Annotated in this window: 28 protein-coding genes; 17 read left to right on the forward strand and 11 right to left on the reverse strand. The window is 52.5% G+C overall.

Going from position 1 to position 26,555, the window contains the following annotated elements; all coding sequences use genetic code 11:
• The 7 genes from RUM_RS09240 to RUM_RS09270 form a co-directional block, all read left to right on the forward strand.
• A partial coding sequence (locus RUM_RS09240; RefSeq protein WP_041326385.1) for a divergent PAP2 family protein occupies window positions 1–434 on the forward strand: 434 nt, incomplete at its 5' end.
• Between the two features lie 50 nt (window positions 435–484).
• On the forward strand, window positions 485–2,398 hold the full coding sequence (gene dxs / locus RUM_RS09245; RefSeq protein WP_015558854.1) for a 1-deoxy-D-xylulose-5-phosphate synthase: 1,914 nt from the start codon (window positions 485–487) through the stop codon (window positions 2,396–2,398).
• Window positions 2,382–3,167 carry a TlyA family RNA methyltransferase gene (locus RUM_RS09250; protein ID WP_015558855.1) on the forward strand — a complete coding sequence of 262 codons (786 nt, stop codon included), beginning with the start codon at window positions 2,382–2,384 and terminating at the stop codon, window positions 3,165–3,167. The genes dxs and RUM_RS09250 overlap by 17 nt, the downstream gene beginning before the upstream one ends.
• Before the next feature lie 8 nt (window positions 3,168–3,175).
• Window positions 3,176–4,036, forward strand: a complete 861-nt coding sequence (locus RUM_RS09255; protein ID WP_015558856.1) for an NAD(+)/NADH kinase — start codon at window positions 3,176–3,178, stop codon at window positions 4,034–4,036.
• A 13-nt stretch (window positions 4,037–4,049) separates the two neighbouring features.
• Entirely contained in the window at window positions 4,050–4,487 is a 438-nt protein-coding gene (locus RUM_RS09260; protein ID WP_015558857.1) for an arginine repressor, read from the forward strand.
• Window positions 4,488–4,491: 4 nt separating this feature from the next.
• On the forward strand, window positions 4,492–6,156 hold the full coding sequence (gene recN / locus RUM_RS09265; RefSeq protein ID WP_015558858.1) for a DNA repair protein RecN: 1,665 nt from the start codon (window positions 4,492–4,494) through the stop codon (window positions 6,154–6,156).
• A gap of 74 nt (window positions 6,157–6,230) precedes the next feature.
• Window positions 6,231–6,770: an RNA polymerase sigma factor gene (locus RUM_RS09270; RefSeq protein ID WP_041326386.1), complete on the forward strand. Its 540-nt coding sequence runs from the start codon at window positions 6,231–6,233 to the stop codon at window positions 6,768–6,770.
• A gap of 45 nt (window positions 6,771–6,815) precedes the next feature.
• Here the strand turns inward: RUM_RS09270 and RUM_RS09275 are convergent, their stop codons facing one another.
• The 8 genes from RUM_RS09275 to RUM_RS09310 all read right to left on the reverse strand — a co-directional run bounded on the left by RUM_RS09275 (window position 6,816) and on the right by RUM_RS09310 (window position 13,990).
• Window positions 6,816–8,669 carry a heavy metal translocating P-type ATPase gene (locus RUM_RS09275; protein ID WP_015558860.1) on the reverse strand — a complete coding sequence of 618 codons (1,854 nt, stop codon included), beginning with the start codon at window positions 8,667–8,669 and terminating at the stop codon, window positions 6,816–6,818.
• A gap of 11 nt (window positions 8,670–8,680) precedes the next feature.
• The gene (locus RUM_RS09280; RefSeq protein WP_015558861.1) at window positions 8,681–8,899 is read right to left on the reverse strand and encodes a cation transporter; all 219 of its coding nucleotides are present in this window, start codon (window positions 8,897–8,899) and stop codon (window positions 8,681–8,683) included.
• 12 nt (window positions 8,900–8,911) lie between these two features.
• A complete protein-coding gene (locus RUM_RS09285; protein ID WP_015558862.1) occupies window positions 8,912–9,268 on the reverse strand; it encodes an ArsR/SmtB family transcription factor in 357 nt (118 codons plus the stop codon).
• A gap of 220 nt (window positions 9,269–9,488) precedes the next feature.
• Window positions 9,489–10,706 (reverse strand): iron-containing alcohol dehydrogenase, encoded by a 1,218-nt coding sequence (locus RUM_RS09290; protein WP_015558863.1) that lies wholly within the window; start codon window positions 10,704–10,706, stop codon window positions 9,489–9,491.
• A 330-nt stretch (window positions 10,707–11,036) separates the two neighbouring features.
• A complete protein-coding gene (locus RUM_RS09295) occupies window positions 11,037–11,975 on the reverse strand; it encodes a LysR family transcriptional regulator (RefSeq protein ID WP_015558864.1) in 939 nt (312 codons plus the stop codon).
• Between the two features lie 3 nt (window positions 11,976–11,978).
• Window positions 11,979–12,632 (reverse strand): redox-sensing transcriptional repressor Rex, encoded by a 654-nt coding sequence (locus RUM_RS09300; RefSeq protein WP_041326387.1) that lies wholly within the window; start codon window positions 12,630–12,632, stop codon window positions 11,979–11,981.
• Window positions 12,633–12,768: 136 nt separating this feature from the next.
• A complete protein-coding gene (locus RUM_RS09305) occupies window positions 12,769–13,098 on the reverse strand; it encodes an MGMT family protein (protein ID WP_015558865.1) in 330 nt (109 codons plus the stop codon).
• Window positions 13,076–13,990 carry a helix-turn-helix transcriptional regulator gene (locus RUM_RS09310; RefSeq protein WP_015558866.1) on the reverse strand — a complete coding sequence of 305 codons (915 nt, stop codon included), beginning with the start codon at window positions 13,988–13,990 and terminating at the stop codon, window positions 13,076–13,078. Before RUM_RS09310 ends, RUM_RS09305 begins: the two co-directional genes overlap by 23 nt.
• Before the next feature lie 120 nt (window positions 13,991–14,110).
• Between RUM_RS09310 and RUM_RS09315 the strand changes: the two genes are divergently transcribed.
• Together RUM_RS09315 and RUM_RS09320 are read left to right on the forward strand one after the other, a co-directional pair.
• On the forward strand, window positions 14,111–15,316 hold the full coding sequence (locus RUM_RS09315) for an MFS transporter (protein WP_015558867.1): 1,206 nt from the start codon (window positions 14,111–14,113) through the stop codon (window positions 15,314–15,316).
• A gap of 32 nt (window positions 15,317–15,348) precedes the next feature.
• On the forward strand, window positions 15,349–17,427 hold the full coding sequence (locus tag RUM_RS09320; RefSeq protein WP_041326758.1) for a glycoside hydrolase family 3 C-terminal domain-containing protein: 2,079 nt from the start codon (window positions 15,349–15,351) through the stop codon (window positions 17,425–17,427).
• Window positions 17,428–17,476: 49 nt separating this feature from the next.
• Here the strand turns inward: RUM_RS09320 and RUM_RS09325 are convergent, their stop codons facing one another.
• On the reverse strand, window positions 17,477–18,172 hold the full coding sequence (locus RUM_RS09325) for a queuosine precursor transporter (protein ID WP_049775541.1): 696 nt from the start codon (window positions 18,170–18,172) through the stop codon (window positions 17,477–17,479).
• 177 nt (window positions 18,173–18,349) lie between these two features.
• Here RUM_RS09325 and RUM_RS09330 point away from each other — a divergent pair, with 177 nt between their 5' ends.
• The 8 genes from RUM_RS09330 (at window position 18,350) to RUM_RS09365 (ending at window position 24,187) form a co-directional block, all read left to right on the forward strand.
• Window positions 18,350–18,985 carry a hypothetical protein gene (locus RUM_RS09330; protein WP_015558869.1) on the forward strand — a complete coding sequence of 212 codons (636 nt, stop codon included), beginning with the start codon at window positions 18,350–18,352 and terminating at the stop codon, window positions 18,983–18,985.
• On the forward strand, window positions 18,985–20,805 hold the full coding sequence (uvrC, locus tag RUM_RS09335; RefSeq protein WP_015558870.1) for an excinuclease ABC subunit UvrC: 1,821 nt from the start codon (window positions 18,985–18,987) through the stop codon (window positions 20,803–20,805). Before RUM_RS09330 ends, uvrC begins: the two co-directional genes overlap by 1 nt.
• A 12-nt stretch (window positions 20,806–20,817) precedes the next feature.
• The gene (gene rsmD, locus RUM_RS09340; RefSeq protein ID WP_015558871.1) at window positions 20,818–21,360 is read left to right on the forward strand and encodes a 16S rRNA (guanine(966)-N(2))-methyltransferase RsmD; all 543 of its coding nucleotides are present in this window, start codon (window positions 20,818–20,820) and stop codon (window positions 21,358–21,360) included.
• Between the two features lie 16 nt (window positions 21,361–21,376).
• Window positions 21,377–21,883 carry a pantetheine-phosphate adenylyltransferase gene (gene coaD / locus RUM_RS09345; RefSeq protein WP_015558872.1) on the forward strand — a complete coding sequence of 169 codons (507 nt, stop codon included), beginning with the start codon at window positions 21,377–21,379 and terminating at the stop codon, window positions 21,881–21,883.
• Window positions 21,873–22,325: a hypothetical protein gene (locus RUM_RS09350; RefSeq protein WP_015558873.1), complete on the forward strand. Its 453-nt coding sequence runs from the start codon at window positions 21,873–21,875 to the stop codon at window positions 22,323–22,325. Before coaD ends, RUM_RS09350 begins: the two co-directional genes overlap by 11 nt.
• A 130-nt stretch (window positions 22,326–22,455) precedes the next feature.
• A complete protein-coding gene (locus tag RUM_RS09355) occupies window positions 22,456–23,004 on the forward strand; it encodes an RNA polymerase sigma factor (RefSeq protein ID WP_015558874.1) in 549 nt (182 codons plus the stop codon).
• A 208-nt stretch (window positions 23,005–23,212) separates the two neighbouring features.
• Window positions 23,213–23,677: a DUF4367 domain-containing protein gene (locus RUM_RS09360; RefSeq protein WP_157864621.1), complete on the forward strand. Its 465-nt coding sequence runs from the start codon at window positions 23,213–23,215 to the stop codon at window positions 23,675–23,677.
• Between the two features lie 90 nt (window positions 23,678–23,767).
• Window positions 23,768–24,187 (forward strand): hypothetical protein, encoded by a 420-nt coding sequence (locus tag RUM_RS09365; RefSeq protein ID WP_015558875.1) that lies wholly within the window; start codon window positions 23,768–23,770, stop codon window positions 24,185–24,187.
• Window positions 24,188–24,598: 411 nt separating this feature from the next.
• Here RUM_RS09365 and RUM_RS12205 read toward each other — a convergent pair whose 3' ends face one another.
• Both RUM_RS12205 and RUM_RS09380 read right to left on the reverse strand, forming a co-directional pair.
• Entirely contained in the window at window positions 24,599–25,861 is a 1,263-nt protein-coding gene (locus tag RUM_RS12205; protein WP_015558877.1) for a sensor histidine kinase, read from the reverse strand.
• Window positions 25,846–26,448 carry a response regulator transcription factor gene (locus RUM_RS09380; RefSeq protein ID WP_015558878.1) on the reverse strand — a complete coding sequence of 201 codons (603 nt, stop codon included), beginning with the start codon at window positions 26,446–26,448 and terminating at the stop codon, window positions 25,846–25,848. The genes RUM_RS12205 and RUM_RS09380 overlap by 16 nt, the downstream gene beginning before the upstream one ends.
• Between the last annotated feature and the right edge of the window lie 107 nt (window positions 26,449–26,555).

Here is a 26,555-nt window from a genome sequence, read left to right on the forward strand (position 1 = left end):
TGAAGTATAATGCTGTTCTTTGCGCAGGGATTCTGGGATGGGGCGTTGCGCAGATTCTCAAATTCCTGCTGTATGCAATTGCAAACCATGCTGCCCGGCTGGAGCGGCTGGTGGGTTCCGGGGGCATGCCCAGTTCCCATTCCGGCATGGTCTGTGCTGCACTGGTGGCAACCGGGCGCGTCTGCGGCGTGGACGCACCCTTGTTTGGGGTGATGTTTCTGTTTGCCTGTATCGTCATGTATGATGCCATGAACGTGCGGCAGGCTGCCGGTTTACATGCAAAAATTTTGAATGATCTCAAGCGACGCTTTGCCGATCCGCAGAAATCGGATCGTCCGGACAAGGAACTCAAGGAGTTTCTGGGGCATACCCCGTTGGAGGTGTTCTGCGGGGCATTGCTTGGCATCGCACTCGGCTTTGTGGTTCCCGTATAGGAATATCGGAAAGCTGAAAAGAGGAATCCGAAAGGGGCGTTCGCTTATCAATGGATAAGCTGAAAAAGATGGAATCAAAAAAAATTATGGAGGCGCAGGAATCGGTGCATCTGGCGGATCTGCATCTGCCGGAGGATCTGCGGGACTTGAGTTATACCCAGTGCAGACAGCTTTGCTGTGAGATCCGCACCACTCTGGTCAATACGGTTTCCAAGACCGGGGGACACCTGGCGTCCAATCTGGGCGTGGTGGAGCTGACCATGGCGCTGCATCGCTGCTTTCACTCTCCGGAGGATAAAATCGTCTGGGACGTGGGGCATCAAAGCTATACCCACAAGCTGTTGACGGGGAGATTGGATCGTTTCCCCACCCTGCGGCAGGAAAACGGCATTTCCGGCTTTCCCAAGCCTTCTGAATCTGAGCATGATGCCTTTGTCAGCGGTCATAGCTCTACCTCCATTTCTGTAGCCTGTGGTATGGCTGCGTCCATGCGGCTGAATCAGCAGGATCACTACGCAGTAGCGGTCATCGGAGATGGTGCCATGACCGGCGGTATGGTTTATGAAGGATTGAACAACGGCGGGAAGGTGCCGGATAATCTGATCGTGATCCTGAATGACAATCATATGTCCATTTCCAAAAACGTGGGGGCGTTGGCAAAATATCTTGCCTCCATCCGGGGCAAGGAGGGCTACGTCAAGACCAAGTGGGCGGTGGAGCGCACATTGGACAAGACGCCGGTTCTGGGAAAGCCCCTGGCAAAGGTGCTGAAAACCTCCAAGGACACCCTGCGTAATACCCTGTATCATCAGTCCACGCTGTTTGACAACCTGGGTTTTGTATACCTTGGCCCGGTGAACGGGCACAACCTGGAGGAACTGGAGGAGGTACTCCAGGTCGCAAAAAGCTATCACCGTCCCGTGTTGGTGCATGTAAACACGGTGAAGGGCAAGGGCTACATGCCGGCGGAAAAGAATCCGGGAGAGTATCACGGCATCTCCAAGTTTGATGTCATGACCGGAAATCCGGAGGTTTCGGTGGATACATGTTTTTCCACTGTGTTCGGGCAGGAGCTTGCTCGGCTGGGCAGGGAGGATCAGCGAATCTGCGCCATTACCGCTGCCATGAAATACGGCACCGGGCTTCAGTTTTTTGCTTCGGAATGTCGGGATCGGTTCTTTGATGTGGGTATTGCAGAGCAGCATGCAGTGACATTTGCCGCCTCCCTTGCATCCATGGGGCATCTGCCAGTATTTGCTGTGTATTCCTCCTTTTTACAGCGTGCCTATGACCAGCTGCTTCACGATGTTGCCATCAGCAACCTGCATGTGGTGTTGGGCATTGACCGTGCCGGCATCGTCGGGGAGGACGGAGAGACCCATCAGGGTCTGTTTGATGTTTCCCTGGTATCTTCCATCCCTAATTCTACGATCTATGCGCCCCTTTGCTATGAGGAACTGCGTACATGTCTGAAAAAGGCGCTGTATGAGGACAAGGGGCTTGTCTGTATCCGGTATCCTCGTGGTGTGGATCAGTCCGAGCCTGCTTTCCGTGAACCTTCTCTCACCCTGTCCCATTATCGAAAGGGTGGCAGGATTCTGCTGGTGACTTATGGTCGGATCTTCAACGAGATGGTTCGTGCCCAGGTTGCCCTGGCGGCAGAAGGAATCTGCTGTGACATGCTGCGGTTGACCCGGATTTTCCCGCTTTTGCCCCAGGCTGTTGCAGCGATGCAGGAATACGATCAGGTGATCTTTTTTGAGGAAGGGGTCAAAACCGGCGGCATTGCTTCCCAGGTGGGGGATGCATTGCTGGAATCCGGCTTTAGAGGACGATATTCCTCTGTTGCGGTACAGGGCTTTGTGAAACAGGCGTCTGTTGCCGGTAGTCTGGAGCATGCAGGACTGTCTGCCTCAAAAATGTCGGATTATGTAAAAGGAGCGGTTCATGGGCATGCGACTTGACAGCCGGCTTGTGACCCTTGGGCTGGCTTCCAGCCGTGCCAGAGCCAAGGAACTGATCTGCGGCGGACAGATCACGGTAAACGGCGTGCCTGCAAGGAAAGCTTCTGCTGAAGTATCCGATTCGGATGAGATTCTCTGTACCGGCGGTCAGCTGCCTTTTGTGGGCAGAGGCGGCTTGAAGCTTGCTCACGGGGTGGAACAGTTCCATATATCCCTTGCCGGGCTGACCTGCCTGGATATCGGTGCATCCACCGGCGGCTTTACGGACTGCATGCTACAAAATGGTGCTGCAAGGGTGTATGCCCTGGACGTGGGGCACGATCAGCTTGCCCAGAAGCTCCGGCGGGATCTCCGGGTGGTGAACCTGGAGGGGGTGAACATCCGGGATGTGCGTCCGGAGGAGTTTCCGTCCTTTGATTTTATTGGTACGGATGTTTCCTTCCTGTCCCTTGGGTATGTATTTCCGGCAGCGACCCGGCTTCTGAAGGCGGGTGGAACCATGATCGCCCTCATTAAGCCGCAGTTTGAAGCAGGCCCCAAGGCACTCAATAAGCATGGAGTGGTCAAGCAGCCCAAGGATCATTTACACAGCATCGAATCAGTGCTTGCATCGGCACAGCAGCATCATTTCTCCATACAAGGGCTGATCCCGTCTCCGATCCGGGGCGGCAGCGGCAACCGGGAATATCTGCTGTATCTGAAAAAGGGCGGGATATCCCGGATGCCGGATGCGGCGGCGGTGGTCAGATGTGCCTTTGAGGCAGAATGAGGTAACGTATGAAAGTCGTAATCTATCCGAATTTCCGAAAGCAGTATGCGCCGGAGGTGACACGGGCGGTCTGTCAGGCTCTGCATCAGATGGGGCTGGAGATCGGCGTGGATCAGATCCACCGGAATGCTCTTGGGGATATTTCTTACATTGACTTTGGTGATCTGTGTGAGATGGCAGAGCAGGCGGAATTTGCGATTGCCATTGGCGGCGATGGAACTATATTAAAATGTGCCAGAAAGCTGATGCGTTCTGACGTGAAGCTGCTGGGGATCAACACCGGCAGACTGGGCTTTATGGCAGCCCTGGAATCGGATGAGCTGGATCAGCTGCCCCGGCTGCTGACCGGGGAGTACCGGGTCAGTCAGCGGATGATGCTTCGGGCAGCCCTTTGGCGGGAAGGGAAGGAGATCGGCGTATATACTGCGCTCAATGACGTATATGCTTCCCGGTACGGAGGCAGAATGTCGGACTTTTCCGTGTATGCGGACGATTCCCTCATCGGCAGGTACCGGGCGGACGGAGTTGTATTCAGTACACCCACCGGTTCCACTGCATATTCCCTGTCCGCAGGGGGGCCCATCATTGAGCCGGATCTGTCCTGCATTGAAATGACGCTGATCTGTCCTCACTCGCTTTTTGCCCGGCCGGTATTGTTTTCGGCGGATCGACGGATCACTCTTGTACCGGAGCATTACAAGACCGCTACACTGAGCCTGAGTGCAGATGGCAATGAGTCGGTGGAAATGCAGCCGGAGGATCGGGTGGTGCTCACTCGTTCCAGCCACACAGTTTCTCTGGTTGAAATGACGGACAGTCACTTTTTTGATTCACTGAACGGCAAGATGATGCACGCTTTGAAGGAATAATGCGAGGGAAGTCATGAAAAACAGACGACAGAAAAAAATTCTGGAGCTGATTGCTGCGGCGGATGTGGATACCCAGGAGGCTTTGCAGAAAATGCTCATCAACTGTGGCTTTCCGGTGACCCAGGCAACCATATCCAGGGACATCCGGGAACTGAAACTGATGAAGACAAGCGCTCCCAATGGAGGATACCGCTATGTGACGCCGGACAGCAGTACCGCAAGACGAAGCCTACTGACGGATACAGTGATCGGCGTGGATTATGCCATGAACACAGTGGTGATCAAATGCCACACCGGCATGGCTCAGGCGGCATGTGCCGCGCTGGACATGATGCAGCATGCAGACATTGTGGGAACCCTTGCCGGAGATGATACGATTTTTGTTCTCACCCGTACAGAGCAGAATGCGGCTGATCTGACGGAAGCATTAAAAGCTATGATTTGGGGGTAATGGGATGCTCAAGGAGCTGTATATTGAGAATCTGGCAGTGATCGCCCGTGCCGCCATTCCTTTTGATACCAAGCTGAATGTGTTTACCGGTGAAACCGGCGCCGGGAAATCCATTCTCATTCACGGGATCAATGCGGTACTTGGCCAGCGTGTAACCAAGGATCTTGTCCGGACCGGCTGCGACCGGGCAGTCATCACTGCTCTGTTTACGGATCTGTCGGATGCTACCCGTCAGGTGCTGGATGACCTGGGGATCTCCTATGAAGAGGATGGGATTACCTTGACCAGAGAAATTCTGGCGGACGGGGGGAGCGTAGCACGGATCAATCAGCGAACCGCTACGGTATCCGCACTCCGGGAGATCGGCAGTACGCTGATTACCATTCACGGGCAGCACGACAACCAGATTCTTTTAGAACCGGAGCGGCATTTGCACATTCTGGATGCTTTTGGCGGTGACACCAGCAGGCTTGCAGATTATCAGGACAGCTTCCGGGAGCTGCAATCCCTGGCACGGCGTCTGGGTACCCTGCGGAAAGCGGAGCAGAACCAGGAGCAGCGGATGCAGTACCTGCGCACTTTGGTGCGGGATGTCGGAGCTTTGGAGCTTGCTTCCGGGGAGGATGCGGAACTGGAGGCGGAATATCAGGTTCTGCTCCACGGCAAGCAGATTGCCCAGAGCATGCAGAATGCCCTTGCACTGCTCAATGAGCCGGAGGCGGGTCTGGAGCAGCTTCAGACAGCGGAGGAGCAGCTTCAGGATGGAGCTGTCTTGTATCCGGCAATGGGTACCTTGGCTGAACGGATGACCGCAGTGCGCATTGAAACAGAGGATATCGCCTCCGAGCTTTCGGATCTGTTGGATGGGCTGGATCTGGATGGTGCCCGTTTTGCACAGGTCAGTGCCCGGCGGGATGCCATTGCAGCGCTTAAGCGTCGGTATCAGTGCGATGCAGAGGAGCTTCTGCAAAAATATGAGGCGGCAGTGCAGGAGTTGCAGAGCTATTCCAGTGCTGCAGAGGAGATCCGGGGACTGACGGAGCAAAAGTCCGCATTGCTCCAGGTCGTCACGGAAAAGGCGAAGGCGCTTTCCAATTACCGGGCGACCCTGGCAAAGCAGTTTGTGCAGCGCGTGGGGCAGGAGCTTGCGTTTCTGGACATGCCCCAGGTACAGCTGGCAGTACAGTTTACGCCGGGTAAGCTGACCATGCATGGCATGGAAACTGCGGAGTTTTTGATCTCCGCCAATGCGGGAGAACCCCCGAAGCCCATTGCCAAGATCGCATCCGGAGGCGAGCTGTCCCGAATGATGCTGGCACTGAAGGCGGTGGTAGGAGATCGGGACGAGATCCCCACCATGATCTTTGATGAGATCGATACCGGCGTCAGCGGCAGGGCGGCACAGAAGATCGGTATCAAGCTGCGGCAGATCGGCAGCATGCGGCAGGTGCTTTGTGTGACCCATCTGTCCCAGATCGCAGTCATGGCGGAGCATCATTTGCTGATTGAAAAGCGTACAGTGCAGAACCGGACGGAAACCTCGGTTACGGTGCTGGACTTTGCCGGACGTGTGCGGGAAATCGCACGGATTATGGGTGGCGAGAATCCCAGCAGGTTGATGCTGGAAACAGCAGAGGCAGAGCTGCGCTCCGCAATGCAGAAGCCGTAGTTGATGTACTACAGCATTGCGATAAGGCATTGCCCAGACGGCAGTGAACCATTGTTAGACAGTTGGAGGCTTAAATGTTAGGCGTATACATGGCGTTGCTGGAGACGGAGGAGGACCGGGAACGGTTTGACAAGCTCTACCGCCAACATCGGGAGCAGCTGTTTCGGATTGCATTGAGCGTGATGAAGGATATTTGTTCAGCGGAGGATGTTGTTTCTGAAGTTTTCATGATCATTGCAAAAAACTTTTCAGCACTCCGGAAAAAAACAGACCGGGAGTTGTTTGGATATATTGCGATCATCACCCGGAATCGGGCGATCGATATATATCGGCGGCAAAAAAGTGAAGCGGAAACCGTTACCTTTGATGAGGCATACAGCCAAACAGAACTTATGCAGAATGCACCTACCGGAGAAACGGATGAAGCGGTGAAGCTGATTCTGCGGCTTTCTGAAGAACATCGGGATATTCTGATACTGAAGTATTACTACGGTTTTTCTATGCATGAGGTTGCGGACATGTTGAAGCTGCCCTATGATACGGTCAAGTCCCGGATGAAACGTGCCAAAAAGTTGTTGAAGGATGAATTGAACAAAGCGGCAAAAAAAGCCTGAGAAGAATCCAAGCTGGAGCTTCTCAGGCTTTTTGTGGTATTGTCCTTATGCTTCTCCACGGTAGGTGAGGGCACGCATTGCGTTCAGAATGGCAAGAACGGATACGCCCACGTCAGCAAATACAGCCTCCCACATGTTGGATAAGCCAACGGCTGCAAGAATCAGAACCAGCGCCTTCACCGCAAGCGCAAAGATGATATTCTGCCGGACGATTTGCGTGGTGCGCCGGGCAATGCGAATGGCAACCGGGATTTTGGAGGGCTGATCGTCCATCAGCACCACATCCGCCGCTTCAATAGCTGCATCCGTTCCCATGGCGCCCATGGCAATGCCAAGATCCGCCCGGGTCAGAACAGGCGCATCGTTGATGCCGTCCCCCACAAACAACAGGTTCCGCTTCGGACGCTTCTGACGGAGCAGTTCCTCCATCCGATCCACCTTATCCGATGGCAGCAGCTGTGTGTAAACCTCATCCATGCCAAGCCGCTTTGCAGTCTGGGTGCCGATTTCCTTAGCATCTCCGGTAAGCATGACGGTTTTGGAGATGCCCAGTTCCCGTAACTGCTTGATGGCTTCTGCCGCATCCGGCTTGACCTCGTCAGAGATCACCAGATGTCCCGCATAGATCCCGTCAATGGCGAGATGCACAGTGGTGCCCACATGGTGGCAGGGGTGCCAGCCGATGCCCTGCTGCTCCATTAACTTGTCGTTGCCGGCATATACTTGCTTGCCGTCAATGACTGCGTGAATTCCGTGACCGGAGATTTCCTCCACGTTTTCGATCCGGGAACGATCGATCACAACGCCGTATGCTTCCCGAATGGATTTTGCAATGGGGTGGTCAGAGTAACATTCTGCGTAAGCCGCATACTCCAGAAGCTGACTTTGGGAAATCTGATCCGGATGAATGGCAGTTACGTTGAACACGCCCCGGGTCAGAGTGCCCGTTTTATCAAATACTACGATATCTGCCGCAGCGAGAGCTTCCAGGTAATTGCCGCCCTTGACCAGGATCCCCTGCCGGGATGCACCGCCAATACCGCCGAAAAAGCTCAGCGGAACGGAAATAATCAGCGCGCAGGGGCAGGATACCACCAGGAAGATCAGTGCCCGGTGCAGCCAGTTGACCCAGTCACCGCCGGTTACAAGAGGCGGAATCAAAGCCAGCAGCAGTGCTGCAATCACCACACAGGGAGTATAATACTTGGAGAACTTTGTAATGAAATTCTCGGAGGCTGCTTTTTTGCTGCTTGCATTTTCCACCAGCTGCAGGATCTTGGATACGGTGGATTCTCCAAATGCGTGGGTCACATGAATCCGCAGCAAACCACTTTCGTTGATGCAGCCGCTGATAACATCATCACCAACCGTTACGCTTCGGGGAACGGATTCACCGGTCAGCGCAGCCGTATCCAGTGTGGAGCAGCCCTCCAGTACGATCCCATCCAGAGGAACTCGTTCGCCGGGCTTTACCACAATGGTGTCTCCGATGGCAACCTGATCCGGATCCACTTTTTTCAGTTCACCGTTCTGCTCCAGATTTGCATAGTCCGGTCGGATGTCCATCAGAGACGCAATGGATTTCCGGGATTTGCCCACCGCATAGCTTTCAAACAGCTCACCGATCCGGTTGAACAGCATAACTACCACCGCTTCCGGATACTGCTGGGTACCGATGGCGCCTACGGTGGCAAGCATCATCAAGAAGTTTTCGTCAAAAACCTGACCGTGGGCAATGTTCCGCAGTGCTTTGAGGATCACGTCCCAACCGATCAGGAAGTATGGCACAAGGAATACTACAAGACGCAGCCAACCGGTTACGGGCAGCAGCTCAGCCACCAAAAACAGCACTGTTGTAATCAGGATGCGATATAGAATACGCTTTTGCTTCCGGGTCATAAAAACCCCTCCTACATGATGATTTCGCAGTCAGGTTCAATTTTGTGACAAGCCTTGACCACCTGCTTCATGATCTTATTGAAGGATGCATCATCCGCAGTGATGGTCATCTTTTGCAGCAGGAAATTTACCTCTGCGTCTGTAACACCGTCGATTTTCAGAATAGCGTCCTGCATTTTTGCTGCGCAGTTTGCGCAATCCAGATCTTCTAGCTGAAATACCTTTTTCATCGTGATATCCTCCTACTCACAAATGTGTTCCATGCCCTGGGCAATGATTTTAGTCACATGCTCATCGGACAGGGAATAGAATGCGTTTTTGCCTTCCTTGCGAAATTTTACAAGCTTGTTGGCTTTGAGTACACGAAGCTGATGGGAAACGGCGGTCTGGGTTACACCCAGAAGCTGCGCAATGTCGCATACGCACATTTCGCACTCGAACAATGCGTACAGGATTTTGATCCGGGTGGTGTCCCCGAAGACCTTGAACAGCTCTGCCAGGTCGTATAGGATCTCATCGTCCGGCATATCCTGGTACACCTTATTCACAGTATCCTGGTGTACGCACAGGAACTCACTGCGTTCGTCCTTCATCTCCATGTCATCACATCCTCTCATATGTTTATCTGTTCATATGATAACACATCCACAACAGTTTGTCAAGAGGTTCGGTGTAAAAAAATTCTGAATCCGGTGGTGCAAATGCATACAGATTCCACAATGTATGATAGCCAATCGAAGGGGAGGCAATACAGAAACAGCGCCTTTGATCCGTGAATCAAAGGCGCTGTATATTCTATGCAGGAAACTTGTAAAGGAATCAGAAATCCACTTCTGTATCGTAGTAGCAGCATTTCAGCAGCTGTTCCATTTCTTCCTGGCTGGGCTGACGAGGATTGGATCCGGTGCAGGCATCACCGATGGCATTCTTTGCGATTTCCGGCAGACGAGCCAGGAACACATCCTCCGGCACGAAGCCTTGTTCAGTGGGATAGCTGTCTGTACCGTAATGAGCGATACAGTGAGGGATGTTCAATGCATCATTCATACCACGCAGATAAGCGATCAGAAGATGAATCTTCTCCTGCTGAGTCTCACCGCCCAACTGCATGAAGTCAGCAATCTGTGCATAGCGCTCTGCTGCTGCGGGAACCTTTGCGTTATACGCAATGACCTTGGGCAGATACATGGCATTTGCCGCACCGTGAATGATATGTGCGCCGTAGTCGGCAAAAGCAGCACCGGTCTTGTGTGCCATGGAATGTACAATACCCAGCAATGCGTTGGAGAATGCCATACCAGCCAGGCACTGTGCATTGTGCATGCTGTCCCGCTTTGCCATATTTCCATTGTAGGATTCTACCAGATCATGCTGGATCATCTTAATGGCATGTAGTGCAAGGGGGTCTGTAAAATCGCAGTGTGCAGTGGAAACATATGCCTCAATGGCGTGGGTCATTGCATCCATACCTGTGTGGGCAACCAGTTTTTTAGGCATGGTCTCTGCCAGATCCGGATCAACGATTGCCACATCCGGGGTGATCTCGAAATCGGCGATGGGGTACTTGATGCCCTTTGCATAATCTGTGATGATAGAGAAAGCAGTTACTTCTGTTGCAGTGCCGGAGGTAGAAGAAATCGCACAGAAGTGTGCCTTCTTCCGGAGCTTCGGGATGCCGAATACCTTGCACATTTCCTCAAAGGTGATATCCGGGTACTCATATTTGATCCACATAGCCTTTGCCGCATCGATGGGGGAACCGCCGCCCATTGCGATGATCCAGTCCGGCTGGAATTGTTCCATGGCTGCTGCGCCCTTCATAACGGTTTCAACGGAGGGATCCGGCTCGATGCCTTCAAAGAGCTGAACTTCCATACCGGCTTCCTTTAGATAAGCCACCGCCTTGTCCAGGAAACCAAAACGTTTCATGCTGCCGCCGCCTACACAGATCATAGCCTTTTTGCCTTCAAAGGTCTTGAGGGCTTCCAGTGCGCCCTTGCCATGATACAAATCTCTCGGTAGTGTAAATCTAGCCATGATGAAAACCTCCTGTTTTAGGTGCTGCTTATTTTAAAAAAACAGCACGATAATTTGTATGAGTTGTGCAAATTTCTTTGCTGTCTGTATTATAGCAAATCCCAGAGCAAAAGGGAAATATAAAACCGGAATATCAGTATTGCATGACTGATATAAGTGTTCCTGGATAAATGGATATAATTGGGTATGCTGCCTCCCATATGACGCCATAGAACCGCATAGAGTAAGACTGTGCAGCAAAGTCTGCATGCCGGTCAGGACATACAGGCTGGGATTCCCAGAGAAGATGCATAGCTGGTATGCAGGGGAGCATATAGCCGATGCGCAGGATCAATCGTAGGTTTTAAATGCCACCTCATTTTTCGCAGCAAACAATTGGTCAATGAACTGCCGGTCGATGGGCCGGAACTGATACCCCTGAGGATAGATCAGCAGATCCTTGTGTAAATTTCGTTCCGCTCTGCAGGCGCGCTGGATCAGATCATACCGGTTCAGCAGGGTATCCGGTACAGGAGATACCCACATAAAGGTGCTGGGAATCCGGTTCAGCAGTTCAAACTGGTTTGCTCGTTCATACAGATAGATCTTGCTGTGAATATTTCTGCCATCCCCATACCCGGAGCGATGGGCTTCTGTAAGATAGGGCACTTGCAGATCCCCGTGTACAATTTCAGTGTAATGCTCCAGATCCTCTGCGCTGATCTGGGAACGATCCGCCAGAGGATGCTCCTTTGACAGCAGCAGCAGATAGGCAAATTCCCAGATAGGCTCAAAGGCAAGCTGTTTTTCCCGGAGATAGTCCATGAAATATGGCTCGAAGGCAACCTGATATCGAATAATTCCCAGGTCGCTTTGCCCGTCCAGCACATGCTGAATGGTTTGCATGGAATTGGTCTCCACCACATTCAGCATGACTCGCTTGCCGGGATCTAGTTGTGCGGCAAACTCCGTAAACCCATGTGCAATATAGCTGCCCCGAGGGATGGAGATCCGAAAGCTCTGTACAGCTCCATCACTCATTTCACTGATCTTGCTCATCTTGTCCAGCTCCAGCATGATGCTGTGGGCATATTTGAGAAATTCCCGTCCCTGGTCTGTTGGAATCACACCCTTGGAGCTGCGGACAAAAATGGGAAAGCCCAGGGTCTCCTCCAGTTCCCGGATGGCTTTGCTCAGGTTCGGCTGCGCCATATAGAGGTTTTCTGCCGCCTTGGTGATGGAACGGGTCTGCTCCACTTCAATGGCGTATTTAAAAAATAAGGTGTTCATACATTATTCCTCCCCTGTATCTCTATAAAGATGTTTGGAAAGCAGCGCCAGAGATGCTGCCATGTTTTCATTCTGTACCAGTACATGCTCCGGTGCGGAAAGATGAACCGGGGCAAAGTTCCAGATGCCCCGGACACCTCCCTCCACCAGTGCATTGCAAATCAGCTGTGCCTGTGAGGCGGGCACAGTGATAATGCCCATGGGCACATTCATCCGCCTGCAAAGATCCGTGATCTTGTCTGCCGGAAGGATATGCTTGCCGTGGATCTCAGTGCCGATCTTGGCGGGATCACAGTCAAATGCAGCAATGATCTCCAATCCGTAGTCCGTAAAGCCGCCATAGCACATAAGCGCCTGTCCCAGAGATCCTGCTCCCACCAGTACCGCTTCATTCACGTTTCCATAGCCTAGGAACTGTTCCATGTCCCGGATCAGTCCATGCACCGGAAAGCCGGAACGGGGTTTGCCGGCGTTGGTGCTGACCGCTGCAAAATCCTTTCGTACCTGGATCTCACTGAGCCGGAAATGGGCAGCCACTGCCGGAGCGGAAATGGTTTCCGTGCCTTGCTGTGCCAGCTGCCGCAGATATTGCAGATAATAGGGCAGCCGGTGTATCGCCTGGATGGACAGCCCCCGTGAAGCCTGATTCTCACGCACATTCAACACCTCCTGTATCGATACTATTCTATCGATATTATACGATATCATTTTCTATATGTCAAGCCCCCTGGCAATAAAAAACCGCATGATTTCCTGTAAATTCATGCGGTTGGCATAAAAATATGAGATGGGACTATTTCAGTTGATCCGGGGTACACTGCCATTGGTACTGGGACATGATCACATGGCCGTCGGAAAAGCCGATGCCTTCCTGTTCAAGGAACTGGATTTGAATCTGAGCACCGCCGAAGGCAAAGCCCGGTGCCACGCGTCCATCCTTTGTCACGACCCGGTGGCAGGGAATCGTGTCCGGATTCGGGTTTCGGTGCAGGGCATAGCCTACCACACGTGCCCACCGGGGATTTCCCGCCAGCCATGCCACTTGCCTATAGCTTGCGACCTTGCCTGCCGGGATCCGGCGCACCACGGCGTAGATCCGTTCAAAGACTGTTTGCTGTTCCATAAGCTCCTCCTGTCTGCCGACGCATCTGCCCCGGCGTCATACCGTATTTTTTCTTGAAGGCACGGTCAAAATAGCTGCAATTGTCGAAGCCTACCTGAAAGGCAATCTCCGTAACCGGCTCCAGGGTGGTCAGCAGAAGGCTCCTTGCCCGTTCCAGTCGTACTGCTACCACATATTGTATGGGCGCGCAGTGCATGCCTACCCGGAAACAGCGCAGTGCTTCGCTTTTGCTGATGCATGCGGCATCTGCGATTTCCTGCAGAGTGATGCTTCCGGCATATTCCCGGTCAATAAACTGCACCATCTGTTGGAGGCGCACCTGTGCCTGCATGGTAAACCCGGTCTGGCGATCAGAGATCATTTCCGCCCGATGCTCCGCCAGCAGCATCCAGATCTGGCAGATCCGGATGTGTATCTCCAGTTCATTCCGTTTTTCCTCTCTGTCACAAAGGAAATAGATTTCCTCCAGCATATCCAGCACCTGCGCCTGCCACGGGACGCTGCGATGCAGTACCAGATGCGAGATCCCCGACTGGAGAAATGGTGCCACAAAATGCTCATAAATATCCGTCTGCTCCGGGGCAATCATCCGGGCATCAAAAAGAATGTTGGGCAGAATGGTGGTTTCCTGGGACTGAAAGGCATGCATCACACCGGTATTGACGAAAATTCCATCTCCTTGCTGCACTGGAAACGTCATAGTGCCGATACTGATCTGGGCCTGTCCTTGCCGCACGGTGGCGAACTCAAATTCCTTGTGCCAATGGCTGGATACCAGTCCGTTCTCAAATTGCTGAATATCTTCTATATAATATCCGAAGGGGAACCGGGTAGTGCCGTGGGAGACTACCTCTCGCAGGTTCCGATCCGTGAGAATCTTTGGCTTTGACATGGTTTTCACCTCAATCTGGCGATATTGTGTTAATGTGTGATGATTTACAGCAAGCATTTCGCTCTGCCTGGGTATATAATATTATAAGTCGAAATCAGTACACTGTCAAGGATGAGTCGTATGAAACCAAATTACCAGCATACTATGTACGCCTGTTTTCTGGGCTATATCGTGCAGGCGGTGGTCAATAATTTTGTCCCCCTGCTGTTTGTCATGTTTCAGAATCATTACGGAATCCCCCTGTCCCGGATCACGTTTCTGGTGACCTTCAACTTTGGGCTGCAGCTTCTGATTGATCTTTGCAGTGCCGGATTTGTGGAGCGGATCGGATACCGTTGGTCGGCGGTGGCAGCCCATTTCTTTGCAGCAGCCGGATTGCTTTTGCTGCTGATTCTGCCGGATGTGATGCCGGATCCTTTCATAGGTCTGCTGCTTGCAGTCATGGTCTACGCCATCGGCGGCGGACTGATCGAGGTGCTCATCAGTCCCATTGTGGAGGCATGCCCCAGTCCCAACAAAGCAGCTGCCATGAGCTTGCTCCACTCTTTTTATTGTTGGGGGCATGTGGCAGTGGTGTTGCTGTCCACAGCATTTTTCGCCTGCTTCGGCATTGAGCACTGGAAGTGGCTTGCGGCATGCTGGGCGATCCTGCCCCTGGCGAATGGGCTGCTCTTTACCCGGGTGCCCATTGCACCTCTGCTGCAGGAGGACGAAACCGGGCTGTCCGTCAAGCAGTTGCTTTGCAGTCGGCTATTCTGGATCATGATGCTGCTGATGGTGTGTGCCGGTGCCAGTGAGCAGGCAGTCAGTCAGTGGGCATCCGCCTTTGCGGAACAGGGTCTGGGGGTATCCAAAACCCTGGGAGATCTGGCAGGCCCCATGCTGTTTGCTGTTTGTATGGGTACGTCCCGTATGCTGTACAGTCGCTTTGCCGGGAAGCTGGCTCCGGATACTGCCATGTTAGCAAGCGGCGTGCTGTGTGGTGTCAGCTATCTGCTGATCGCCCTGTCCCCATACCCGATCCTGGCGCTTGCCGGCTGCGGCATCTGTGGCTTTTCTGTGGGGGTGCTCTGGCCGGGTACCTTCAGCATTGCATCCAAAACCATCCGGGGCGGAGGCACTGCGCTGTTTGCCCTGCTTGCTCTGGCAGGGGATCTGGGCTGCGCCGGAGGGCCGACTCTGGTGGGAAAGATTGCCGGGTTCTGGGAGGATCGGATTCAGGCAGGTATCCTCGCTGCGCTTTGTTTCCCGGTTTTGCTGCTGGTGGGATTGCTCCTGTACCGACACAGCATGCAAGGTCATGCAAAAGAGCATGCATCCGGATGAAAACGGATGTAATATAGATGGAGGTTTTTATGATGGAACGTTATCTGAACCCTTCTCTCACGCCGGATGAACGGGCGGAGGATCTGGCAGATCGACTCACGGTCGAGGAACAGGCTTCTCAGCTGCGGTATGACGCTCTGCCCATTCCTCGGCTGGGGATCCCGGCATATAATTGGTGGAACGAAGGACTGCACGGAGTAGCCAGGGCAGGCACCGCTACCATGTTCCCGCAGGCCATCGGCATGGCGGCAACCTTTGATACGGCTCTGCTGCATCAGATCGGGGAGATCACTGCAACAGAGGCACGTGCCAAGCATATGGCAGCCCGGGAACACGGCGATTTTGATATCTATAAAGGATTGACCCTTTGGGCGCCCAACATCAACCTGTTCCGTGATCCCCGATGGGGGAGAGGACATGAGACCTACGGGGAGGATCCTTTTCTGACAGCACGGCTGGGTGTTGCCTTTGTCAAGGGCATGCAGGGAGAAGGAAAGGTGCTGAAGGCGGCGGCATGCGCCAAGCATTTTGCTGTCCACAGCGGCCCGGAAGCGCTCCGGCATTCCTTTGATGCGCAGGTATCCCCGAAGGATCTGGAGGAAAGCTATCTGCCGGCGTTTCATGCGCTTGTAGCTGAGGCAAAGGTGGAAGGGGTCATGGGTGCATATAACCGGGTGAACGGAGAACCCTCCTGCGCAAGCCCCATGCTGATGGACAAGCTGCACCAGTGGGGCTTTGCCGGCTATTTTGTATCCGACTGCTGGGCGATCCAGGACTTTCACAAACATCACGGAGTCACGAAAAATGTGACGGAATCTGCGGCGCTGGCATTGCGTACCGGATGTGATCTGAACTGTGGCAATACCTATTTGTATGTGCTGGCTGCCCTGGAGGAAGGGCTGATCGATGCAGCGGATATTCGCCGTGCCTGCATCCGTGTGCTGCGTACCCGGATCCGGCTGGGACTGTTTGATCCGGAGCCTCATTTCGCTGCATGCACCTATGATACCATTGCCTCTCCGGCACACAAAGCAGTTTCCCTGTCCTGTGCGGAAAAATCCATGGTATTGCTGAAAAACGACGGCATCCTGCCTCTGGATCTTTCTAAGCTGCATGCCATTGCGGTGATCGGCCCCAATGCAGACAGCCGTGCCGCTCTGGAGGGAAACTACTGCGGCACCGCAGACCGGTATGTCACCTTCCTGGAGGGCATACAGGACGCATTCCCCGGCAGAGTGCACTATGCACAGGGCTGCCATTTGTATAAGGATCGTACCTCCAACCTGGCGATGGCGGATGATCGGTACGCAGAAGCATTGGCTGCCGCAGAGGCATCAGATGTGGTGATCCTGTGCCTGGGTCTGGATGCTACCCTGGAAGGGGAAGAAGGGGACACCGGCAACGAGTTTTCTTCCGGGGATAAAGCGGATCTGCGCCTGCCTCCGCCCCAGTGCAAGCTGCTGGAAAAGCTGCATGCTGTGGGCAAGCCCGTGATCCTGGTACTGGCAGCCGGCAGTGCGCTGAATCCTGAGATTTCCTGCAATGCGGTATTGCAGGCATGGTATCCGGGGCAGTGCGGGGGACAGGCTCTGGCGCATATTCTGTTCGGCAAGGTATCCCCCTCCGGCAAGCTGCCTGTGACCTTCTATGAAACCGCAGAACAGCTGCCGGATTTTACGGATTACAGCATGCAGAATCGCACCTACCGCTATGCCCGGAACAATGTGCTGTATCCCTTTGGCTACGGTCTGACCTATGGAAAGATCGTCTGCACGGAGCTGTCTTACGAAAACGGATGCGCCCGAATGACCGTGACCAATCAGGGCATCCGCTTTACCGAGGATGTGGTGCAGCTATATATCAAGGACAATTCACCCTGGGCAGTGCCCAATCACAGCCTCTGCGGCTTTGCACGGATCGGGCTGGAGCCTGGCGAAACCCGGCGGCTGGAAATCCCGGTGCCGGATAGCGCATTTGAATCCGTGGACGAGCAGGGCGTCCGGGCAGTGACCGGTACGGCATTTACCCTGTCTGCCGGAACCTGTCAGCCGGATCCTCTCAGCGAAAAGCTGTCCGGCACCATGTGTGTACAGGTGTGCATCCAAAAATAAAAGCAACCCGTTCTGCATGCTTTGTGCAGAACGGGTTATTCTTATGTACTCATTCTTTGGATGCATCCGGAAGTGGTTCAGCCGCATGCTTGCGGAGAAATGCCACAGCTCCATAGGCAAGAGGCGTTGCGAAAATGGCTTCAATACCAAGCTTTGCAAAATACTGCACCAGAATCATGCTGACCAGATCCTTCGCCGGACAGGTGCCGGCGAATGCCAGAATGACGAATAAACCGGTGTCGAATACATATCCTACAGCTGAGCTGGAGATCGTCCGCAGGAACAGCAGCCTCTGTCCGGTGCGTTCCTTGACCCAGACCATCACCTTGGAGTTGGACAGCTCCCCCAGCAGGAACGCCACCAGGGACGCACCCAGGATCCGGGGCGCAAAGGTAAATACGTTTGCATAGGATTGATTCATCTCCGCATTGTAGTCCGGAGCAGGCAGATACACGCCGATGAATGTACACATAACAAAGAGCAGATTACACGCAAATGTAAGCAAAATGACCTTGCGGGCAGTCTTATAGCCCCATATTTCTGTCAGAACATCCCCCAGCATATACGCAAGCGGAAATGTGATCGTTCCTGCGTCAAACCAAGTGATGCCCCGAACCTGGATCAGCTTGACTGCCATGACATTGGACGTGATGTAACACGTGACCATCAATGCAGCTACGATCACCAAGTAGTTGAAGGGGCTTGTCTGGTTTTTTGCAGGGTTTTCCAGTACCTGTTTGTTCAATTGTAAAACCATCCTTTCTGTACGTTTTGTACATGCTTATTATAGCACAGCCTGCGACAGAAAGCAAGGGCAATACCGCCTTGACAAAAACCTTCATGCATGTTAAACTGAAAGCAGTACTGTACAGCTTCTGTGCGGTGCTGTCTGAAGAAACAGAACTGCTGGAGGACGTACATTATGGAACGGAAAAGACCATTTCGGCTGGAGACTTGCTTCAAGCTGGGATTGTTTGGAAATATATGCTTTGTGGCATTCATTATCATCTGCCTGATCTATTACTACACCTTCTCTCCCTCCGGTACCTTCCGGCTTGGCTTTGACATTGCAGCATATATCGTGGAGTTTGCCGGATTCGGACTGATGGCGCTTGCCATTGCCGGGATCTGCTGCATCGTGCGGCAGCGGGGACTGATGAAAACCCTGCTGTCCGTATATGTGTGTGTGGAAGTGTTCCTGATGTTGCTGGACTTTGACTTTATCCATCTGGATGTTTACAACGGAAGATCTAATCTGCTGATTATTCTTCATGCCATCTTTTCGGCCCTGGTGGGATTCTCCTTGTTGTCCCTGGATCCCAAGCGCACCAGACTGGAAATGCTGGTGGGCATTGCGGTCAGCATGATTCTGGCAGGCATGTTCTCGGCGGTGCTGAACCTGCGGGTATACGGCAGTATTCTGATGAACGCATTTGCATATATTTTCTTCTTTGCATCGCTTCGGTATTACTACAACCGGGAGGAGATCGAGATCGACTGCTACGGAGACCGTGCCAAGGTACAGGAATACAAGAGTACGTTTTTTAAGGATGAATGATGAACGAACGAATTCCCTATCTGCGTGAAAAAACGGCTGCACTGACCGGTTCACCCGGCGTATACATCATGAAGCAGCAGTCCGGGCAGATCATTTATATCGGCAAGGCAAAGAATCTGAAAAAGCGGGTCACCAGCTATTTCTGCCGGACACCCAATCATACCCCCAAGGTGGCAAAAATGGTGTCCCAGGTCTATGATTATGACTACATCGTCACCGACTCCGAATATGAGGCTCTGGTGCTGGAATGCAGTCTCATCAAGCAGCATAAGCCAAAGTACAACATTCTGCTGAAGGATGACAAGGGGTACTTTTATATCAAGATCTCCGATCCGCCCTATCCAAAGATCACGGCTGAAAAGCAGAACACCCGGAAAGACGGGGTTTATCTGGGCCCCTATACCAGTTCCTTTGTGACCCGGGAAACGGTGGATGAGGTGAACCGGGTGTTCAAGCTTCCCACCTGTCACCGGCGGTTTCCCCAGGATTTCCGGAAGCAGCGTCCCTGTCTGAATTATCACATCAACCAGTGCATGGGTCTGTGTCGGGGAAAGGTGGATGCTCAGACCTATCGTGCGCTGATTGACGAAGCGGTGGCATATATCCGCTCCGGCAGTGAGCAATCCGTAGAGCGGCTCACCGCCCAGATGGAGGAGGCAGCGGAGCAGCTTCAGTTTGAGCGGGCGGCACAGCTTCGTGACCGGATCAAAGCCATCCGGAAGGCTGGGGATTCCCAGAAGATCATTGATCCGGATCTGGCGGACTGTGACCTGATCGCTGCTGTATCCGGAGGACAGGAATCAGCGGTGTCTGTGCTCATGTACCGGAACGGCAGACTGGCGGACAAGGCATCCTTCACCTTTCATGATGCGGAAAATACCGTGCAGCTGCTGGAGGAATTTGTGCCACAGTTTTATCGGGAACGTACAGATATTCCCCGGCATGTACTATTGGAACAGGAAATCACAGATCAGGAACTGCTGGCGCAGCTGTTGACCGAGCAGGCGGGGCATCCGGTACACCTGGAGACCCGACAGCGTGGGGATGCTTATAAGCGGCTGAAAATGGCAAAGAACAATGCGGCAGAGGCAATTTCTTTGGGCAGTGACCGAACGGCAAAGGAACTGCTGGCACTGGAGGAGCTTGCCCGGCTGTTGGGCATGGAAAAGCCTCCCCTGTATATCGAAGCCTATGATATCTCCAACCTGTCCTCCACTGCTATGGTAGCCGGTATGGTGGTATTTGAAAACGGCAGGCCCTTGAAAAAAGCATACAAGCGATTTTCCGTCCGGGAAAACCAGATCCAGAACGATTATGCCTGCATGCACGAGGTGCTGGAGCGTCGGTTTCGGGAATACAAGGCTGCAACGGATGAAGGCTTTGCCCGGCTGCCGGATCTGATCCTGCTGGACGGAGGCAAGGGGCAGGTGAACGCCGTGACACCAGTGCTGCGGGAATTGGGGATTCATGTACCCGTGTATGGCATGGTGAAGGACAATAAGCACCGAACCCGTGCCATTGCCTACGGTGGCGGCGAGATCTCCATGAACAGCCGGCAGGCTGCCTTTCAGCTGCTGACCCGGATCCAGGATGAGGTGCACCGGTTTTCTGTTGCCTATATGCACAGCCGGCATAAGCATACCTTTGGACTGAGCCTGACCCAGGTCCGGGGTATCGGAGAAAAGAAGGCACAGAAGCTGATTTTAACGTATAAAACCAAGGAGGCGCTGAAAGCAGCGTCCCGGGATGCGCTGGCGAAAACCGCCGGCGTTACCGGCGAGACAGCGGATGCCCTCTATCAATTCATTCAGGAAATGTAAAGGAGTAACCATATGCGAGTAATCACCGGTTCTGCCCGGGGCAGACGTCTGCGCACCCTGGAGGGAATGGATGTACGACCTACCACCGATAAGGTCAAAGAGGCCATGTTTTCAGCGATTCAATTTCAGCTGCCCGGAGCGCAGGTGCTGGATCTGTTTGCAGGCAGCGGTCAGTTAGGGATTGAGGCACTGAGCCGTGGAGCAGCCCATGGGGTATTTGTGGATCAATCCTCCAGATCCATTGCTGTGGTGCGTGAAAATCTGGAGACTACCGGCTTTACAGATGTATCCGCAGTGGTGCTGAAATCCCAGATGGACTTTCTGCGTACCACCGATCAGCGCTTTGATATTGCCTTTCTGGATCCCCCATACGGAAAGGGAATTCTGGAGGAAACCCTGCCGGTTTTGTCAGAATATATGAATCCGGGCGGGATTGTGATTTGCGAAATGGAGACGGAATTGAATCTTCCCGAAAAAATTGGCCATTTGGACTTGAAAAAAACATATAAGTATGGTAAAATAAAAGTTGTAATGTATTCTGTCAACAATTCTTAAAAAGGGGATGGCAAGCATGCGCAGAATCGCTGTTTGTCCCGGCAGCTTTGATCCTGTCACGCTCGGACATCTGGATATTATTCAGCGTGCTTCAAAGTTATTTGACAAGGTGATCGTTCTGATCTCCGTCAATGCCGCAAAAACACCGAGTTTTTCCTCCACGGAGCGTGTGATGATGATCCAGGAGGTCACAAAAGATCTGGACAATGTTGTGATTGATATTCTGGACGGTCTGCTGGCGGATTATGTGCGGGATGTTGGCGCCATTGCCATTGTCAAGGGACTGCGGGCAGTCAGTGACTTTGAATATGAATTTCAGATGGCGCTGGCAAACAAAAAGCTGTACGCCGGTGCGGAAACGGTATTTCTGACAACCACCGCTGAGAATATGTACCTCAGCTCCAGTGTGGTCAAGCAGATTGCCTATTTTGGCGGAGACATCAGCCACTTTGTGCCGATGGAGATCCTCGGTGACATTCAGGATCGGCTGATGCAGGAAAAAGGAGTTAAACATGAATATTGATGAAATTTTGGATGAAATGGACGAACTGCTGGACAAGGCTCATGCTGTGCCCTTTGCAGCTCATAAGGCTATGATCGATGGTGAGCGTATGCGGGAGCTGATCAGCGATGTGCGGCTGAACATTCCCCAGGAAATCAAGCGTGCAAAGCTCATTGACTATGACTGTAAGCGTATCATGAAGGAAGCAGAAGCAAAGGCAGAGGGCGTTGTGCGCCGGGCTGAGGAGCGTGCAAAGGCACTCGTATCCCAGGAGGCTATTGTAAAGGAAGCCAGAAAAAGCGCAGAGGATATGCTGCTGAAGGCAAAGAGCAAGTCCAATGAGATCAAAAAGGCGGTTAATGGCTATGTGGACAGCCGCATGACCGAGCTGGAATCCTACTACGCAGATGGATTGCAGGAGGTCAAGCGCAAAAAGGCGCAGTTGAATCTGAACAAAAAGTAAGGATCCGCTGCCGATAGAGATAACAGATAATCCGTATGCAGGTGCATGCGGATTTTTTCTATTTTCTACAAAAATAAATGTTGCAATTGATGTAATATTATGTTATAATAGGGAATAGGAGGCGAATCAAATGCTGTTTATTTATATGGCAATGCTGGATTCAGAAGATGAGAAAGAAACGTTTGCGCAGATTTACAACACATACAGCCAGCCTATGTACCAGATCGCATACGCTGTGCTGCAGGATGTGCAGGAGGCGGAGGATGCAGTGCAGATCTCCTTTGAAAAGATCATTCTGCACATTGATAAATTTTTGGATACACCTTGCAGTAAAATGCGTAGTCTGATCGTAATTATAGTGCGGAATACCGCAGTGGATCTTATGCGGAAGCGACGCAGTATTCCCATGGATTTCGAGGACGAGGCTGTACAGACGGCACTGGATCTGACTGCCTGTGACGAAGACCATATGAACCGGGAAATGCTGGTGCATGCCATTGGGCAGTTGAAAGAAAAGTATGCGTCCGCATTGGAACTAAAATATTGGCATGGCTTTACCGAACGGGAAATTGCCGCTTTTCTGAATATCTCAGCAAAGGCAGCCAACTCCCGACTGGTGCGGGGACGGGTTATGCTTCGCAAATTGCTGGAACAGGAGGCGAACCAATTTGACAAATGAATCCTTGGAATCCATGCTGTATGATGCATTTGCTGAATATGCCGCACAGCAGGATGAAGTTCTGTTTTCGCAGCTGGGGGACACACATGTTTTTTCCAGACGGTTTCAGAAGAACATGAAGCGGATGCTCCGGAAGCATCACATAGGAACATCCGTTCTACAGTCGGAATGCACCAGTCGGCGCAGATGGCTGTCCGGGCTTATCGTATTGCTGATTGCGCTGGCGGCTGGTGCCTGCACTCTGCCGGAGGTACAGGCAGAAATCATAGAGCCATGCATCCAATGGTTCCGTACCCATGTGACTTTTTCCTTTACGGAGCATGCATCCACAGAATCTACGGGCTTTGATTCCGGGCTCCGCCCAGGTTATCTGCCGGAAGGATATACGCTTTACAATTCTGTGGAGGGTGAAGAATTTGTTCACCTGGAATATGCAGATGGGGAAAATCAGCTTTATGTGAACTATGGATTGCACGAGGAAATTATGTTGGATATCGAACATCGACAAGCACATCCAGAATTCATCGACTCATTTCAGGGGTGTTTCTGGATGCAAGTGGATTCAGAACATGACAACGCATTACAGTGGGAGGATGACCTATATGTATTTGTTATCCTCGGAAACCTGGATGAGCAGGAATTGGTGAAAATTGCAGAAAGTTTTTATCACTAAGTGCATATTTTGCAGTTTTTTCTCCTTTTGAAACGTATTTATAATAGGCAGGTTGCCTGAGGTCTATTTTAGCAGAAAGGAGGGAAAACGATGAACAAGCAAAAAAAGCTGGTTATTCTGCTGACACTGGTGCTTTGTATCTTTATCATGCCCTTACAGGCATTTGCGGCTACAGGCGGCAATCACATGGTTGCGCCCCAGTGGGACAATACGTCTATGGTTACCATGTCATTGAGATGTTCGAACTATAATGCACACTGTGATGTTCAGGTTATTGGATACTCTGGTACAACAAAAATCACAGGCGCAGTCAAGCTGCAGCTGAGAATCGCAGGTATTTACTGCACGCAGAAAACCTGGAATGTCAGTGCCAGTGGGCAGTCCCTGGTGTTTGAAGAAGATCAGCCGCTTGCCATGAAGGGTATGTATCGGTTGGTTCTGGATGTGGATGTTACACGGAAGGGTACAACGGAGAATATCTGGCTCGATAAGGTTACCAGGTATAGTTAAGGCGATCCCGCACAAAGCATGTCTGAGGGCTTGACCTTCAGACAGAATCACAGGAAAAAGGCAGTATGCTTGTACGCATACTGCCTTTTGATCTATATGAAGGCGAAGGCAATGCCCGGAATGGGATCACCTCCAGTGCGTCACCGCACTCCACACCTGGCGAATGGACGGCTGACGCTTGGACAGATCAGCAGGAGGGAATGCCCATGCTGATGATTTCTGATTTTGTTCTTTTGCATCGTTCTGTTCCTTTCTGCTGATCCGCAGCGGTCTGCCTCTTTCTTTTGTTCACAGCTGTACGATGTGTCCCGTACTATCCTGTGCTTTTATCATAGCATAGAATTTTGGAAAAGGGAAGGGGTTCTTTTTGCATATTTCTGTCTTGTACTGTCGAATACCCCGGCTTTGTGTCTATGGCTTCTGTTTTTTTAAAAAGCAGAGGTGAAAGCAGCATCCCCGGTCGGAATTTGGCTCTAGGATCAGCTCACCACCCTGATCCTCCGTGATCCGCTTGGCAATGGAAAGCCCGATGCCTGTGCTGGCTTCGCTGAGGGCGCTGCTGTGCCGGTTGAATCGCTCAAACAGCGCCGCCCGCTCTGCCGGACTGATACCGGAGCCGTTATCCCGGATGGTCAGCTGCACGGTCATCGGTGTTTCTTCTCCGGTGATCTCCACTCGTCCGCCCTTGGTATGCTCCAGCGCATTCTTTACCAGATTGGTCAAGGCTTCGGACAGCCAGGCAGGATCGTGCCACAGCAGTATTTCCTTTGGCACATTGCAAAAAAGCTCCGTATCCTGTTGGACGGCTGTTTGCCGGAACCGCATCCACACCGAGCGGCAGGTGTCTCCCACAGGCAACAGGCGCAGGTTATATTCCACCACGCCGGCTTCCAATCGTGCCAGCTTCAGCTGATTGCTGATGAGCCATTCCATATGACTGAGTTCCTTGAGATTGGTTTGCAAAAAGCCGGTTTTCTTGTTCAGAGGCATGTCCGGATGCTCCAGCAGTAGTTCCAGATTCAGCTTGATGACGGATAGGGGTGTTTTCATCTGATGGGAGATGTCCTGCATGCGCTGCCGCAGCTGTTCCTTTTCCCGCTGCATTATCTGTTTGAAGTGCATGCAGGCATCATAGAGCCGCTGCAGCTCCAGTCCACACACCAGGAGATCCCCGTCCGGGATGCGCTTGCTCATCAAAGGTGCTTTCCCGGCGGATATGCCCCGGCAGGCAGCAGTCAATGTCTGCACCCCAAGCAGAATCCTGCTTTGTGCAAACATGGCAAGCATAAAAAGCAGCAGGGGCGCAGTCATGCCGTAAAGCAGCAGATCTGTAAGAAGCTGTTTCCGGATAATCTGATATGTCTGATTGGTCTTAGGAGACGTATCCGTGATTCGCAACCCGTATGCGCCCAGCAGAGCTTCCCCTCGTGCCAGGTCTTCCGCTGTACGCTCTTCTAACATGGCAGAACGGATCTGTTCCCTGGCTTCCGGCATGCTGCTTTCCAGCTTTCCGGCAATCTGTAATTGCTGCGCCTGTAACAGACGGGCACTTTGCCTAGCCTGCTTTTCGGCAAGCGCCCATCCACCCAATGCACACAGCAGCATGCAAAGCAGACTGGCCGCTGTGAAGCGGCGAACTGACCGGTTGGAAAACATATTCAAGATTCGATCCATTGATATCCGATTCCTCTCACTGTTCGTATATGCTGTACTCCGTCTGCGTCCAGCTTTTCCCGCAGCCGCCGGATATGTACGGAAAGGGTATTGTCATCCACATATTCCCCGTGCTGATCCCAAAGACAATTTAGAATCTGTTCCCGGGTCACCACTCTGCCGCTGTTGATTTGCAGGTACTGTACCAGCTTGCGTTCCGTGGCGGTGAGGGTATCCGGCAGCGGCGTATTGCCCTTGGAACGACGGATCTGCACCCGAATCCGGGCAATCAGCTCCCGGAGCCGGAAGGGCTTTGTAATGTAATCATCCGCCCCAAGCTCCAGCCCATGTACAATATCTGCCTCGTCATCACGGGCGGTAAGGAACACCACCGGGCAGTTCTCTTTTTGGCGGATCCTTTTGCAAAAATCATAGCCGCAGCCGTCCGGCAAGGATACATCCAGCAAAATCAGATCCACTCCCTGGCAGCTTTCCTCCGCTTGATCCAGGGTACGGGCATGCCGCACTGCGAACTGCTCCGCCTCCAGGGCGAAAATCAGGCTTTCCGCCATTGCTGTATCGTCCTCCACCAACAGGATTTGATCCATATCGACGCCTCTCTTCTGTTTCGTTTGTTTCATTATATAATATTCAGAAAGATTTGTAAAGATGTCATGATTCGAGGGATTTCCTCTTGACAAAGCCACAGAAAGAG

Source organism: Ruminococcus champanellensis 18P13 = JCM 17042 (assembly GCF_000210095.1).
Classification (GTDB): Bacteria; Bacillota; Clostridia; order Oscillospirales; family Ruminococcaceae; genus Ruminococcus_F; species Ruminococcus_F champanellensis.

Excerpts from the sequence above, each read along its gene's own strand:
- RUM_RS09255 (WP_015558856.1), top strand. The coding sequence starts at position 3,176 with ATGAAAGTCGTAATCTATCCGAATTTCCGAAAGCAGTATGCGCCGGAG.
- dxs (WP_015558854.1), top strand. The coding sequence starts at position 485 with ATGGATAAGCTGAAAAAGATGGAATCAAAAAAAATTATGGAGGCGCAG.
- recN (WP_015558858.1), top strand. The coding sequence starts at position 4,492 with ATGCTCAAGGAGCTGTATATTGAGAATCTGGCAGTGATCGCCCGTGCC.
- uvrC (WP_015558870.1), top strand. The coding sequence starts at position 18,985 with ATGAACGAACGAATTCCCTATCTGCGTGAAAAAACGGCTGCACTGACC.
- RUM_RS09280 (WP_015558861.1), bottom strand. The coding sequence starts at position 8,899 with ATGAAAAAGGTATTTCAGCTAGAAGATCTGGATTGCGCAAACTGCGCA.
- RUM_RS09380 (WP_015558878.1), bottom strand. The coding sequence starts at position 26,448 with ATGGATCAAATCCTGTTGGTGGAGGACGATACAGCAATGGCGGAAAGC.
- RUM_RS09365 (WP_015558875.1), top strand. The coding sequence starts at position 23,768 with ATGAACAAGCAAAAAAAGCTGGTTATTCTGCTGACACTGGTGCTTTGT.
- RUM_RS09310 (WP_015558866.1), bottom strand. The coding sequence starts at position 13,990 with ATGTCAAAGCCAAAGATTCTCACGGATCGGAACCTGCGAGAGGTAGTC.
- RUM_RS09285 (WP_015558862.1), bottom strand. The coding sequence starts at position 9,268 with ATGGAGATGAAGGACGAACGCAGTGAGTTCCTGTGCGTACACCAGGAT.
- RUM_RS09275 (WP_015558860.1), bottom strand. The coding sequence starts at position 8,669 with ATGACCCGGAAGCAAAAGCGTATTCTATATCGCATCCTGATTACAACA.
- RUM_RS09315 (WP_015558867.1), top strand. The coding sequence starts at position 14,111 with ATGAAACCAAATTACCAGCATACTATGTACGCCTGTTTTCTGGGCTAT.
- RUM_RS09295 (WP_015558864.1), bottom strand. The coding sequence starts at position 11,975 with ATGAACACCTTATTTTTTAAATACGCCATTGAAGTGGAGCAGACCCGT.
- RUM_RS09305 (WP_015558865.1), bottom strand. The coding sequence starts at position 13,098 with ATGGAACAGCAAACAGTCTTTGAACGGATCTACGCCGTGGTGCGCCGG.
- RUM_RS09270 (WP_041326386.1), top strand. The coding sequence starts at position 6,231 with ATGTTAGGCGTATACATGGCGTTGCTGGAGACGGAGGAGGACCGGGAA.
- RUM_RS09260 (WP_015558857.1), top strand. The coding sequence starts at position 4,050 with ATGAAAAACAGACGACAGAAAAAAATTCTGGAGCTGATTGCTGCGGCG.
- RUM_RS09250 (WP_015558855.1), top strand. The coding sequence starts at position 2,382 with ATGGGCATGCGACTTGACAGCCGGCTTGTGACCCTTGGGCTGGCTTCC.
- RUM_RS09330 (WP_015558869.1), top strand. The coding sequence starts at position 18,350 with ATGGAACGGAAAAGACCATTTCGGCTGGAGACTTGCTTCAAGCTGGGA.
- RUM_RS09355 (WP_015558874.1), top strand. The coding sequence starts at position 22,456 with ATGCTGTTTATTTATATGGCAATGCTGGATTCAGAAGATGAGAAAGAA.
- RUM_RS12205 (WP_015558877.1), bottom strand. The coding sequence starts at position 25,861 with ATGGATCGAATCTTGAATATGTTTTCCAACCGGTCAGTTCGCCGCTTC.
- RUM_RS09320 (WP_041326758.1), top strand. The coding sequence starts at position 15,349 with ATGGAACGTTATCTGAACCCTTCTCTCACGCCGGATGAACGGGCGGAG.
- rsmD (WP_015558871.1), top strand. The coding sequence starts at position 20,818 with ATGCGAGTAATCACCGGTTCTGCCCGGGGCAGACGTCTGCGCACCCTG.
- RUM_RS09290 (WP_015558863.1), bottom strand. The coding sequence starts at position 10,706 with ATGGCTAGATTTACACTACCGAGAGATTTGTATCATGGCAAGGGCGCA.
- coaD (WP_015558872.1), top strand. The coding sequence starts at position 21,377 with ATGCGCAGAATCGCTGTTTGTCCCGGCAGCTTTGATCCTGTCACGCTC.
- RUM_RS09350 (WP_015558873.1), top strand. The coding sequence starts at position 21,873 with ATGAATATTGATGAAATTTTGGATGAAATGGACGAACTGCTGGACAAG.